We start from the raw sequence: 12,827 nt of genomic DNA, 5'->3' as shown, positions 1-12,827 counted from the left end.
GCGATGAGGCGTTCAGTGGGCTTGCGCGGTGTATGGGTCGGGGCGCTAGCTTTCAGCGCCACTCTGCTCGTGTCCGCAACGGCTCCTGCACGCAAGCCGACTGCGCTTGAGGCAACACTGAAATCCCACGTCGAAACGCTGGCCAGCGACGATTTCGATGGCCGAGAACCGGGCACCGAGGGCGAAACCAAGACCTTGCGCTATCTAGCGCGGCAGTGGTTCGACATCGGTCTTGAGGCAGGCACGAACAACCCGGCCAATGGCTGGTTTGCGCCGGTCGAACTGGTCGAACGTGAGCCGGTCGTTTCGCGATCGAGCTTCATGCGCGGACGCAAGCGGATCGCTGTGCCCGATGATGCCGTGTTCGTAGTCACGTCCGGATTGCGCAGCCTTGTTCAGGATGCTCCGCTGTTGTTTGTAGGGCATGCGACAGCCGCCGCGATCCCGCGCGCCGAATTGGCGGGACGTATCGCGGTCATGCTCGACAGTGAGCCTGCAGGGGCCGACGGGAAGGGCACTACTGACCGCGCAGGCCGCCTGCTTAATGCTGGTGCGTCGGCGGTGGTCACCGTGCTCGACGATGCACGCGGGATAGATGACGTCATCGCGCGCAGGCGGCGCGCAGGATATGCCGTAGCGGGCGAGAAACTGGGCAGCGAAATCGAAGCATTCCTGACGCCGCGGGCAGTCGACCTGATCCTTGCAGGGACGGCCCACCGGGACACGGCCAGACTACGCGCCGATGCCGCATCGCCATCGTTCGTTCCGTACTTGTTGAGCGTGACCGCCAGTCTCGAGGCGACCAGTCGCGAGACGCGGATCCGGACGCACAACTTGATCGGACGCCTGCCGGGTCGGAACCCGGCCGCAGGGGCGGTGCTGGTCATGGCCCATTGGGACCACTTCGGCGAGTGCGCTGCGCCGCCTGCCGAAGACCTGATCTGCAACGGCGCGATCGACAACGCGAGCGGCCTGGCGGTCATTACCGAAGCTGCGCGTTTGCTCAGTCGCGGCCGTCCGATGGAGCGCGACGTCTATTTTCTTGCGACCACTGGCGAGGAACTGGGTTTGCTAGGCGCAACGGCATTTGCCGAGGACCCGCCCATACCGCTGGATAGGATCGTCGCGGCTTTCAACGTCGACAGTACCGGGCTTGTGGCTCCGGGGGGACCTGTCGGCATCGTCGGCAAGGGTATGACTCCCCTCGATCCGCTAATCGCAGAGGTTGTTCGGCGCATGAGGCGCAAGCTGGCCCCCGGCGACGGGGCCAATGACTATATCAAGCGGCAGGATAGCTGGGTGCTCAGGCAGCACGATGTTCCCGCCGTGATGGTCAGCAATAGTTACGGCGACATGGCCCGCCTCGAGCGTTTCATGGAGGACACCTACCACCGGCCGGGAGACCAGCCCAACAGCGCAATCAACTACGCTGGAATGGCCGATGACGTTGTTTTGCAAGTCGAACTCGTGCGCGCCTTTGCCGATCAGAAACGCTACCCCACGCCCGACCCCAAGCGCCGTCCGACCAGGTAGCGGAACCCACTAGCCGAACTGCACCTTCCTGTTTACATGGGCCGCCACGAATCTCCCCGCACACTTGGAAGTGGCAGCCATCATGGATATCCCTCTCGGCCTTACATTCGACGACGTGCTGTTGCGTCCTGCCGAGTCGGACATCGTGCCTTCGCAAGCCGATACGCGCACTTGGCTGACCAAGACGATCGGTCTGAATGTTCCGGTCGTATCATCGGCCATGGACACCGTTACCGAGGCCGACATGGCGATCGTCATGGCCCAATTGGGCGGCATCGGCGTGCTCCACCGTAACCTGTCGATCGAAGAGCAGTGCGCGGCGGTGCGGGCGGTGAAGCGGTTTGAAAGCGGCATGGTGGTGAACCCGATCACGATCACGCCAGGCGCGACGCTGGGCGAGGCCAACGCGATCATGCGCGCCAACAAGATCAGTGGCATCCCGGTCGTCGAGGCCTCGGGCAAGCTGGTCGGGATCCTCACCAACCGCGATGTCCGCTTTGCCGACAACCCGCTGCAGCCGGTACGCGAGCTGATGACTCACGAAAACCTGGCGACGGTTCCGCTTGGCACGACCGGCGACGAAGCGCGCCGCCTGCTGCACCAGCGCCGGATCGAGAAGCTGCTGGTGGTTGATGATGCCTTCCGTTGCATCGGCCTGATCACGGTGAAGGACATCGAAAAGGCAGTCACGTTCCCCAACGCAACCAAGGATGAGGCCGGACGCCTGCGCGTGGCTGCGGCGACGACCGTGGGCGAAAAGGGTCTCGAACGCACCCGCGCGCTGATCGACGCGGAATGCGACGTGATCATCATCGACACCGCACACGGTCACAACCGTGACGTTGCGCGTGCGGTCGAGGCGGCCAAGAAGATCTCGAATTCGGTGCAGGTCATTGCCGGAAACGTAGCGACCGGCGAAGCCACGCGCGCGCTGATCGATGCCGGTGCCGATGGCGTCAAGGTCGGGATCGGTCCCGGCTCGATCTGCACCACGCGCATCGTCGCGGGCGTCGGCGTGCCGCAGCTGACCGCGGTCATGGAATGCGCCAAGGAAGCCGAGAAGTCAGGCGTTCCGGTGATCGCCGATGGTGGCTTGCGCACCTCGGGCGATGCGGCCAAGGCGCTTGCTGCCGGGGCGAGTTCGGTGATGATCGGATCGATGCTGGCAGGCACCGAAGAAGCGCCGGGCGAGACGTTCCTCTACCAGGGCCGCGCCTACAAGTCGTATCGCGGCATGGGTTCGGTCGGGGCGATGGCGCGGGGAAGCGCGGATCGTTATTTCCAGCAGGACATCAAGGATCAGATGAAGCTGGTGCCTGAAGGGATCGAAGGCCAAGTGCCTTACAAGGGCCCGGCGAAGGACGTCGTTCATCAGCTCGTCGGCGGGATCAAGGCGGCTATGGGCTACACCGGCAGCGCCAGCATCGAGGAACTGCGCAAGCGGGCCAAGTTCGTGCGCATCACCGGTGCAGGCCTTCGTGAGAGCCACGTCCACGACGTGACGATCACGCGCGAAGCCCCGAACTACAAGGTCGGATGATCCTTCGACAGGCTCAGGATGAGCGGAACCGGTGTATGCATTCCAACCTCCGCTCATGCTGAGCTTGTCGAAGCATAAGGCACCAAACCAATGACGCCCTCGGCGCGCGTACAGGCGGCGATCGATATCCTCGATGCGGTGATTGCCGCCGCGCGGACGCAGGGCGCTTCGGCAGACCGGATTGCTGCCGACTGGTTCAGGACGCGGCGCTTCGTCGGATCGAAGGATCGCCGGGCTATCCGCGATCTTGCGTGGAACGCGATCCGGGTGTGCGGCGATGTGCCGGGCAATGGCCGCGCGGCGATGCTGCGTCTGGCACAGGATGACGCGGCGCTGGCAAGCCTGTTCGATGGTTCGAACTACGGCCCTATGGCGATCGTGTCGGGAGAGCCGGTCTCCGCAGGCGGGATAGCGCCATGCTGGCTTGAAGAACGGTTGGCTGGTTCGGGCCTCGGGGCGGACGAGCAGGCAGCGCTGCTTGGCCGTGCTCCTCTGGACCTGCGTACAAACACGCTGAAGACGACGCGCGATGATTTGCGCGCAAGCCTTCCCGTTGAAGCGCAAGTGACCGTAGCTCCAAACGCGTTGCGCTTTCCGTCGGGAACGGCAGCCGAAAGCTGGCCGCAATTTGCCGATGGCCTCTTCGAGATCCAGGATACCGGCAGCCAGTTGGCCTGCCTTGCGCTCGGCGTGCAGCCGGGCGAGGCTGTGGTGGACCTGTGTGCAGGGGCCGGCGGCAAGACCCTGGCGCTGGGCGCGGCGCTGCAGAACAAGGGTAAGTTGCTTGCCTGTGACATCGACCGGGCGCGCCTGTCGCGCCTGCCGGACCGAGCGGCGCGCGCCGGAGCGCTGTCCGAGACGCGGTTGCTCAATCCGGGGCGCGAGCTTGAGGCGCTCTCTGACTGGGCGGGGAAAGCAGACGCCGTGATGATCGACGCCCCTTGTTCGGGGACAGGCACCTGGCGGCGCAATCCAGAGGCGCGCTGGCGGCTCGATGACAAGGTGCTCGAACGGTATCACGCCATGCAGGCGCGGGTGCTCGATATCGGCGCTGCGCTGGTGCGGCCCGGCGGGCGGCTGACTTACGTGGTATGTTCGCTGCTCGATGCCGAGGGCACCGACCGCATCGACGCGTTTCTGGCCGGCAACGCGGGTTGGGACGTGACGTTGCCGACGCTGCCCGCTGGCGCGCCGCGAGGCCAAGGCTGGCGACTTACGCCCTTTCGCGATGGTACGGACGGGTTTTTCTTCGCAACAATCGTGCGCCGTGTTAACTGACCGGTCATGCACGCCGGTTCATTCAGCGATGGTCGCCGGCTCAAGGAGTTCTTGATGCGTTACGCTCCCGTTGCACTTGCCTTGTCCCTGATCGTCGGCGTCACCGGAAGCATGGGCTCCGCCAAGAACGCAGCTCCGCTCGAGCCAAGGGTGGAAGCGCTGATCAAGGACGGCCGCGCCGCCTTGTCGCGAGGGGATTCCGGCGCCGCCACCGACAGCTTTGAAGCCGCGCTGGCGATAAATCCTGCTAGCCCTGCGCCGTTGATTGCGCTGGCCGATGCAGCGCGCCACGAAGGTCTGCAGGGTAAGGCGATCCACTACTACCGCGAGGCGCTCGAGCGCGATCCCAACAACGTCGTCGCGATTTCGGGCGAGGGCGGGGCCATGGTCGAGAAGGGGGCGCTTGAGAAGGCGCGCCGCAATCTCGCGCGGCTCGAAGGGCTGTGCGGCAAGGGATGCGCGGAAACGACCGACCTGGCCGCCGCGATCGCGCGAGGCCCTGCGCCGCGTGTGGTATCCGCCGAAGCGGTGAAGCCTGAGCCCAAGGTTGAGAGCAACTAGGCGTTGTGTAACAAGGCCTGAGGCCCCCGCCTTCGCGGGGGCGCGCAGCCGTGAACGCTCAAATCAGGTCGCGAAACTCTTCCAGTACCTGACGGTAGACGCGCTTCTTGAAGGGGACGATGAAGTCCGGCAGCGTCTCGGGCTCGACCCAGCGCCATTCGCAGAATTCCGCCGGTTCATGTGCGTCCAGGCGAATATCGCTGTCCTGACCGCCGAAGCGCAGCAGCAGCCATTTCTGGCGTTGCCCGCGATACTTCCCGCCCCATAACTTGCCTTTCAGCTCGTCGGGAAGGTCGTAGAACAGTTCCTCGCGGCTCTCGGCGATGATCGTGATCAGATGGGGTGAAACCCCGGTTTCTTCGGCCAGTTCGCGCAAGGCGGCGGGGTGCAACTCCTCGCCGTCGTCGATCCCGCCCTGCGGCATCTGCCAGGCATCGCCTTCCTTGTTATCGATCCGCTTGCCGACGAACACGCGGCCTTCGGAATTGACCAGCATGACGCCGACGCAAGGTCGGTAAGGAAGTCCGGCAGATGTATCGCTCATTTTGACCTTTCCAGCAGCAGCCGAACCGCCGCGAAGATGGACTGCATATCGGCCTCTGCGCTTGGCAGTGCCTTGCGCAACTGCGTGAAGCCGTGGATCGTTCCCTTCATCTCGAGGAAAACGACTTCGGCCCCTGCGCGGATCAGTTCGGCACCATAGACACGTCCGCTATCGCGAATCGGATCGAGGCCTGCCGTCACTAGCACCGTCGGCGGCGTGGTCGAGTGCTCGCCGTGGATCGGATAGGCGCGGCGGTTCCCGCTCTCGGCCTTGTAGGATTCGCCGAACCATTGCATCGAATCCATCGTCAGCAGGTAGCCTTCCGCAAAATTGACGAAGGACGGATGGTCCGGCTTTTCGTCGCTGAGGGGGTAGATCGGGACCTGTAAGATCACGGGCACGTCTGCCGGACGCTCGACCAACGCCTGCGTGATCACGATCGCCAGGTTTCCGCCCGCAGAATCGCCCATCGGAATCAGACCCGTAACTTTGCGTCCCAGCTCTTCCGGGTTTGTGGCGATCCACCGTGCCGCTGCCTCGCAATCGTCGGGAGCGGCGGGGAAGGGGTGTTCGGGGGCAAGGCGATAATCGACCGCGATCACGGGCAAGTCCAGCTCTGCCGCGATTTCGGTGCAGAGGCTATGGTGGCTCTCGAGATCGCCGATTACAAAGCCACCGCCATGGCAGAACGTCACCACGGGTCCCGGCTCGCGGGCCTCGCGCGCATCGTAGAGGCGCAGCGGGATGTCGCCTGCCGGCCCGGGGCACGTCAGGTCACGGATCACGGCCAGATCGCGCGGCGGCTGTTCGGCAAGGGCACCCATGGCGAAAAAGCTGGCGCGGGCCATGTCGACGCCCATCTGGCTCATCGGTGGCGCCTGAGTGCCATTTAGGAATGCGAGGAAGGCGGCCACATCGGGGCGAACGAAATGCGTCGTCTGGTCGGTCATGGCAGGTCACTGTCCCATATCGGACCCCCTTGAGCGGGAATCGCTGTCTACATCGGGGTAAGTCCGCGATTGCAACTTGACTAGCCCGCACGGACGGATTCAACATTACGAGCTGATTTTGCCGCACAAGAGTTTTTCTTCTTTGCGAATGGATCGGGACGGGCATAGGCGCAGTTTCATTGATACGCGCTCATGGGGCACAGGGCATAAACCCGGCCACGCAGCAGAGGACGATATGGCTACAGTAGTTGATGGACCGGACGCGCTGACGGGCGGCAAGGACGAGCTGACCCCCGAAGCAGTGGTCGTACGCTTTGCCGGTGACTCGGGCGACGGCATGCAGTTGACGGGCGGTCAATTCACGCTTTCGACCGCACTTGCGGGCAACGACCTTGCCACGTTCCCTGACTTCCCCGCTGAAATCCGCGCGCCGCAGGGCACGCTGTTCGGCGTTTCGGCGTTCCAGATCAACTTCGGATCGACTGCGATCGACACGGCAGGCGACCAGCCCGACGTGCTCGTGGCGATGAACCCGGCTGCGCTCAAGACCAATGTCGGCGCGTTGAAAGCGGGCGGGTTGATCATCGCGGACAGCGGCGAATTCAACAAGCGTAACCTTGAGAAAGCCAAGTACGACGTCAATCCGCTCGAGGATGGCAGTCTGGAAAAATGGCAGCTGCTGGCGTTCGATATTTCGGCAATGACGCTGCAGGCGGTCAAGCCGTTCGGCCTTGGCAACAAGGAAGCGCTGCGCTGCAAGAACATGTGGACGCTCGGCCTTGCGCTGTGGATGTTCGACCGTGACCGTCAGCCGCTGATCGATTGGCTCAACGCCAAGTTCAAGAAGATGCCGGTGCTGGCAGAGGCCAATATCGCAGCGCTCAATGCGGGCCACGCCTATGGCGAAACCGCAGAGCTGTCGGGTCCGCTCAAGCAGTATCATATCGCCCCGGCCGAGAGCGAACCGGGCTTGTATCGCACGGTAACTGGCGCGGAGGCGATCAGCCTTGGCCTAGTGGCGGGTGCGCAGCTGGCTGAACTGCCGATGTTCTTCGGTGGTTATCCGATTACGCCTGCCTCGGCGATCCTGCACAATCTGGCGCGCCTCAAGGAATTCGGCGTGACCACGTTCCAGGCCGAGGACGAGATCGCCGCAATCGCGTCTGCCATCGGCGCGTCCTATGCAGGGCAGCTGGGCGTCACGTCCTCGTCCGGCCCTGGCATTGCACTTAAGGGCGAGGCGATGGGCCTCGCGATCATGACCGAGCTGCCGCTGGTCATCATCAACTCGCAGCGCGGCGGTCCGTCCACGGGTCTTCCGACCAAGACCGAGCAGTCCGATCTCTATCAGGCGGTCTATGGCCGCAACGGCGATGCCCCGATGCCGGTCATCGCCTCGCGCTCGGCTGCCGATTGCTTCGAAGTCGCGATCGAGGCTTGCCGTATCGCTGTTCAGTACATGACCCCGGTGATGATCCTGACCGACGGCTACATCGCCAACGCGGCCGAGCCATGGAAGGTGCCGGATCCTGCCAGCTTCACGCCGTTCCCGGCGAAATTCCTGGCGGAAAAGAACGGACCGGACGGCGAGTTGCTGCCCTTCGCGCGTGACGAAAAGGGCGCACGCCCGTGGATCAAGCCCGGCACGCCCGGCCTGATGCACCGTATCGGCGGGATCGAGAAGAATCCCGGCACCGGCAACATCGATTACAGCCCCGCCAGCCACCAGACGATGACTGACGCGCGTCGCGACAAGGTCGATGGTATCGCCGCCAACATCCCTCCGCAGGACGTTATCCTCGGTGAAACGTCCGGCAAGCTTGCGGTCGTCGGCTGGGGCAGCACCTACGGCCCGATCCATCAGGCGGTGCGTCGTGCCCGCCGCAAGGGTCAGGATGTCTCGCAGATTCACGTCCGTCATGTCTGGCCGCTGCCGACCAACCTTGGCGAATTGCTCAAGGGCTACGACAAGGTACTCGTGCCCGAAATGAACACCGGGCAGTTCAAGACGGTACTTCGCGACCAGTATTTGATCGACGCCAAGCCGCTCAACAAGACCAGTGGCCAGCCGTTCACCATCGCGGAAATCGAGGCCGCTATCGACGACGCGCTCGGCGGTCATGCCGGTGGCGAGGTAGATGCCGACAAGACCCAGCTGCCCAGCATCAAGAGTGTGAACCCATGAACGAAATGACCAAGATCGCGGTGCAGACCACGCTCAAGGACTGGGAAACCGACCAGGAAGTACGCTGGTGCCCGGGTTGCGGCGACTACGCCATCCTCAAGGCCGTGCAGCGTACTCTGCCCGAACTGGGTGCAGACCCGGCCAACACTGTCTTCGTCAGCGGTATCGGCTGCTCCAGCCGCTTCCCGTACTACATCGAGAGCTACGGCTTCCACACGATCCACGGCCGCGCGCCCGCGTTTGCGACCGGGATCAAGCTGGCCAATCCGGACCTCGACGTATGGCTGGTGACCGGCGACGGTGACGGCATGTCGATCGGTGGCAATCACACCATGCACATTCTGCGCCGCAACGTGAACGTGCAGATTCTGCTGTTCAACAACGAGATCTACGGCCTGACCAAGGGCCAGTTCTCGCCGACGAGCCGCGAAGGCACGAACAGTCCGACGTCACCGCTGGGATCGGTCGATCGTCCCGCCAGCCCATGCGCCTTTGCCCTCGGCTCGGGCGCCCGGTTCATTGCGCGGGCCTATGACGTGTCGAAGAACTTGGGTGGCGTGCTGAAAGCGGCGCATCGCCATCGCGGTGCGTCGTTCGTGGAAATCTTCCAGAACTGCATCGTCTACAACAAGGACCGCTTCGACGATTTCGTTGCCAAGGGTGTGGCCGACCAGAACCAGTTGTGGGTTGAAGACGGTCAGCCGATGCTGTTCGGCAGCGAGAAATCGGGCGGGATCAAGGGCATTGCGCTCGACATCGAGACATTGAGCCTCAAGGTCGTCGACGTTGCCGATGGCGATTGGCAGGCTGCGGGCGTGATCGTCCACAATGCCAAGAACCGGGCGATTGCGCACATGCTGGTCGAAATGCCGTTCGGACCATTTCCGATGGCGCTGGGCGTGATCTACGATGACCCGCGTCCGACCTACGAGGATACGCTGCTCGGGCAGGACGCGAAGTCGCGTGAGGGCAAGGACGCCAACCTCGCCAAGTTGCTCGCCAAGGGCCAGACCTGGACGGTGAGCGGCACCGCAGCCGACCCGGTCTGATCGAAGCTTTTGCCGGGGACGGCTGCTGGATAATATAACCCACAGCCTGACCGGTTGGGCGCTGGCGGAAACGGGGCTCAAGCATCGCACGCGCAAGGGTTTGGCTGCCTGCATTCTGGCGGCCAACCTGCCCGACATCGATGTGTTCTTTGGCTGGGCACCATGGGCTCCACTCGCCATGCATCGTGGCTTCACGCATGGGCTGGTCGGCGGCGTGCTGTTGCTCCCGCCCGTGCTGGCGCTGCTGTTGTGGGCGCTCGACCGCTGGCAGGGTCAGCGTGGCCGCATAGTGGCAGACGCGCCGCCAATGCATGTCGGCTGGCTTCTCACACTCGCCTATCTCGGCGCAATCACGCACCCCCTGCTCGATCTTCAGAACGTTTACGCGGTGCAGCTGATGTCACCGCTAAGCGAGCGGTGGTTTCATAGCGACGGCCTGTTCATCATTTCGCCCTGGCTACTGGCGATGCTTGGCGTCGGGATCTGGCGTTCGCGACGGCGGCGCAGCGGGACTGCGGCGATTGTCGCGCTCGCAGCTTGCGTGGTGTTCATCATCAGCAACGTTGGCATTTCGGCACTGGCATGGGCAGCACCTTCAAACGACGCGCCCTATGCGGCGCCGGATCGCATATTCGCTTCGCCCGAGGCGATCGCCTTCTGGCGGCGCGACGTTTTCTGGCGGCAGGACGAGGCCATTACGCGCGGCCGCTTCGATCCGCTGGTGAGCCTGACCCGTCTTGTTCGATATGGCCATGCGACGCCTGACAACATGAACGATCCACTCGTCCAACGTGCAAGGAACGACAACGCCAATGTTCGCGATTTCCTTGCGTGGGCCCAGATGCCCATGGCCCGCGTCGTGCGCAAGGGGTGCGAGGCTACCGTAACCATCGGCGACGCGCGCTACTCCGATCCCGCTGTGGCGGGCAGCTTCACCACCGAGGCGCACCTGACGGTCTGCTAGGCGGCGGGAGTCATCTTCTCGAGCGTCTCGTCGGCTCCGGCAGCCACTGCCTTGGCGGGGCGATGGAGGATGGCGGTCGCCAGAAACGCCCAGCCAGCGCCGCCCAGCCAACCCGCAGCGACGTCGCTGGGGAAGTGGACGCCCAGCCACACGCGGGTGAAGGCCACCGCCATGCTCAATGCGACGGCTACGCCGATCAAAGTCCAGCGCACGCCGCGACGCGGGCTCATTGCGGCGAACGCCAAGGCTATGGCGATGTAGACAACCGCAGAGTTGAAGCTGTGGCCGCTGGGAAAACTCTCGCCGCCCGCTTCGGTCAGATGCGGGACGATCAAGGGACGAGGCCGTCCAACCGCCAGCTTGACCAAAGTGTTGAGTATCCACCCCCCGGCAATCGTCGCCGTGAGCAAAACGGCCTCGCGCCGTAGCCGCGCAAACAACAGCGCGATAACAGCACCTAGCGCTATCAGATTGCGCAGCAGCACGCCGCCGAGCGACGTCAGGTCGCGGACAGCCTCAAGCAGCCATGGCGGACCGACCGGTACAAGACCTTCGCCATAGCGCCAGCGCAGCAGTCCGGCGCTATCCATTGCCTCGGTGCGGCCAGACCAGACTGCTAGCGTGACCAGAGCAAACCCCAGCCAGCAGATTCCTGCAGCTATCAGCGCGTGGCCCGGCGAAATTCGCCAGCCATGCGTCCTTTGGGACAGGTGGTTATCTGTGGCGGAGTTTATCATGCGATGGGGGAACGGGTTGTCATGGGGTGATGTTCCCCAAGGATGGGGCTAGACAAGACAGGAATTCGCATAGTGACCTCACGTGCCGGTACTGCCCCCTCGATCGTCTGGTTGCGGCGGGACCTACGGCTGGCTGATCAGGCGGCACTTCTGGCCGCTGCGCAAGAGGGCCCGGTCATTCCGGTCTACGTCCTCGATGACGAAACGCCGCGAAATTTCAGGATGGGCGCAGCCTCCCGCTGGTGGTTGCACCACAGCCTTGCCTGTCTTGACCGGCAACTGCGCGGGATTGGCTCGCGCCTGATCCTGAGGCGGGGCAAGTGCCACGAGGAACTGGCCGCGATCCGTCGGGAAACAGGCGCGCGGACTGTCCATGCACTGCATCATTACGAGCCATGGTGGCGCAATGCCGAGAGCGCAGTTGCCAAGACATTCCGGCTGCATCTACACGATGGCAATTACCTCGCGCCGCCAGGGTCGATCCTGACCGGCAGCGGGTCGCCTTACAAGATCTACACGCCGTTCTGGAACGCCCTGCGCGAGCGTATGCCACCGGCTCCGCCCACGCCCGAGCCAACGTCGCTCGAGGCGCCCGAGGTCTGGCCGCGAAGCGACAACCTCGAGGATTGGGGGCTGATCCCGGCCACGCCCGACTGGGCGAGCGGATTTCGTGAAGAGTGGACGCCGGGTGAAGTCGGTGCATGCGAACGACTGCAGGATTTCGCCGGGCGCGCGGGCGGCTACGCGAACTTTCGCAATCTTCCCTCTGATGATTGCACTTCGCGACTTTCGCCGCACCTGCATTTCGGTGAGATGTCACCAGCGACCGTGTGGCAAAGTGTCGCCGATGCGGGAGGGTCGGTCGAGGTGTTCCTTGGTGAACTCGGCTGGCGCGACTACGCCCAGACCGTCATCATCCAGTTCCCAGAGTACGGTTCACGCAACGCCCGCGAGGCCTATGACAGTCTCAACTGGCAAACCGACCGGGTTTCCCTGCTTGCCTGGCAACAGGGCCGCACCGGCTATCCGATCGTCGACGCCGGAATGCGCGAGCTGTGGCACACCGGCTGGATGCACAACCGCGTCCGCATGATCGCTGCCAGTTTTCTTGTAAAACACCTCCTGATCGACTGGCGCGAAGGCGAGCGCTGGTTCTGGGATACGCTGGTCGATGCCGACTACGGCTCGAACGCGGTCAACTGGCAGTGGACGGCGGGAACCGGGGTCGATTCGAACATGTTCGTGCGGATCATGGCGCCGCTGACCCAGTCGCCCAAGTTCGATGCTGCCGACTACATCCGGCGCTGGGTTCCCGAACTGGCGCATCTGTCCGATCGTGACATCCACGATCCCGCAGTGCCTCCAACCGGCTATCCGGCCAAGATTGTCGACCATGCCGCCGCGCGGGCAAGGGCGCTTGCAGCACACGACCGGATGAAGCACGGCTGACCTTGCGCGAAGCGGCCCGTCGCCGCATATGCCGCTC

At 63.8% G+C, this 12,827-nt stretch carries 11 protein-coding genes; 8 read left to right on the top strand and 3 right to left on the bottom strand.

Features of this window, described 5'->3' with window-relative positions; genetic code table 11:
- Positions 1–3: 3 nt before the first annotated feature.
- The 4 genes from GGQ88_RS07685 to GGQ88_RS07670 all read left to right on the top strand — a co-directional run bounded on the left by GGQ88_RS07685 (position 4) and on the right by GGQ88_RS07670 (position 4,912).
- Complete coding sequence (locus tag GGQ88_RS07685) at positions 4–1,533, top strand: M28 family metallopeptidase (RefSeq protein WP_183612572.1); 1,530 nt, start codon at positions 4–6, stop codon at positions 1,531–1,533.
- A gap of 82 nt (positions 1,534–1,615) precedes the next feature.
- The gene (guaB, locus tag GGQ88_RS07680) at positions 1,616–3,073 is read left to right on the top strand and encodes an IMP dehydrogenase (RefSeq protein WP_183612571.1); all 1,458 of its coding nucleotides are present in this window, start codon (positions 1,616–1,618) and stop codon (positions 3,071–3,073) included.
- A gap of 90 nt (positions 3,074–3,163) precedes the next feature.
- Positions 3,164–4,351: an RsmB/NOP family class I SAM-dependent RNA methyltransferase gene (locus tag GGQ88_RS07675; protein ID WP_183612570.1), complete on the top strand. Its 1,188-nt coding sequence runs from the start codon at positions 3,164–3,166 to the stop codon at positions 4,349–4,351.
- Positions 4,352–4,405: 54 nt separating this feature from the next.
- Positions 4,406–4,912: a hypothetical protein gene (locus GGQ88_RS07670; protein ID WP_246385642.1), complete on the top strand. Its 507-nt coding sequence runs from the start codon at positions 4,406–4,408 to the stop codon at positions 4,910–4,912.
- A 58-nt stretch (positions 4,913–4,970) separates the two neighbouring features.
- Here GGQ88_RS07670 and GGQ88_RS07665 read toward each other — a convergent pair whose 3' ends face one another.
- Positions 4,971–5,456 (bottom strand): RNA pyrophosphohydrolase, encoded by a 486-nt coding sequence (locus GGQ88_RS07665; RefSeq protein WP_183612568.1) that lies wholly within the window; start codon positions 5,454–5,456, stop codon positions 4,971–4,973.
- On the bottom strand, positions 5,453–6,406 hold the full coding sequence (locus tag GGQ88_RS07660) for an alpha/beta hydrolase (RefSeq protein WP_183612567.1): 954 nt from the start codon (positions 6,404–6,406) through the stop codon (positions 5,453–5,455). Before GGQ88_RS07660 ends, GGQ88_RS07665 begins: the two co-directional genes overlap by 4 nt.
- Positions 6,407–6,641: 235 nt before the next feature.
- On the opposite strand from GGQ88_RS07660, the gene GGQ88_RS07655 reads away from it, so the two are divergent.
- The 3 genes from GGQ88_RS07655 to GGQ88_RS07645 are packed head-to-tail and all read left to right on the top strand — an operon-like array spanning position 6,642 to position 10,604.
- The gene (locus GGQ88_RS07655) at positions 6,642–8,591 is read left to right on the top strand and encodes a 2-oxoacid:acceptor oxidoreductase subunit alpha (protein WP_183612566.1); all 1,950 of its coding nucleotides are present in this window, start codon (positions 6,642–6,644) and stop codon (positions 8,589–8,591) included.
- Entirely contained in the window at positions 8,588–9,640 is a 1,053-nt protein-coding gene (locus GGQ88_RS07650; protein WP_183612565.1) for a 2-oxoacid:ferredoxin oxidoreductase subunit beta, read from the top strand. Before GGQ88_RS07655 ends, GGQ88_RS07650 begins: the two co-directional genes overlap by 4 nt.
- A 22-nt stretch (positions 9,641–9,662) precedes the next feature.
- Positions 9,663–10,604 (top strand): metal-dependent hydrolase, encoded by a 942-nt coding sequence (locus GGQ88_RS07645; RefSeq protein WP_343057151.1) that lies wholly within the window; start codon positions 9,663–9,665, stop codon positions 10,602–10,604.
- Here the strand turns inward: GGQ88_RS07645 and GGQ88_RS07640 are convergent.
- A complete protein-coding gene (locus GGQ88_RS07640) occupies positions 10,601–11,194 on the bottom strand; it encodes a phosphatase PAP2 family protein (RefSeq protein ID WP_246385640.1) in 594 nt (197 codons plus the stop codon). The genes GGQ88_RS07645 and GGQ88_RS07640 overlap by 4 nt on opposite strands.
- A 219-nt stretch (positions 11,195–11,413) precedes the next feature.
- Between GGQ88_RS07640 and GGQ88_RS07635 the strand changes: the two genes are divergently transcribed.
- On the top strand, positions 11,414–12,790 hold the full coding sequence (locus GGQ88_RS07635) for a cryptochrome/photolyase family protein (RefSeq protein ID WP_425490423.1): 1,377 nt from the start codon (positions 11,414–11,416) through the stop codon (positions 12,788–12,790).
- Positions 12,791–12,827 lie beyond the last annotated feature (37 nt).

It is taken from the genome of Novosphingobium hassiacum, from assembly GCF_014196055.1.
GTDB lineage: Bacteria > Pseudomonadota > Alphaproteobacteria > Sphingomonadales > Sphingomonadaceae > Novosphingobium > Novosphingobium hassiacum.
The sequence above is the reverse complement of the archived record's forward strand: the minus strand, read 5'-3'. Positions and strand labels throughout refer to the sequence as shown.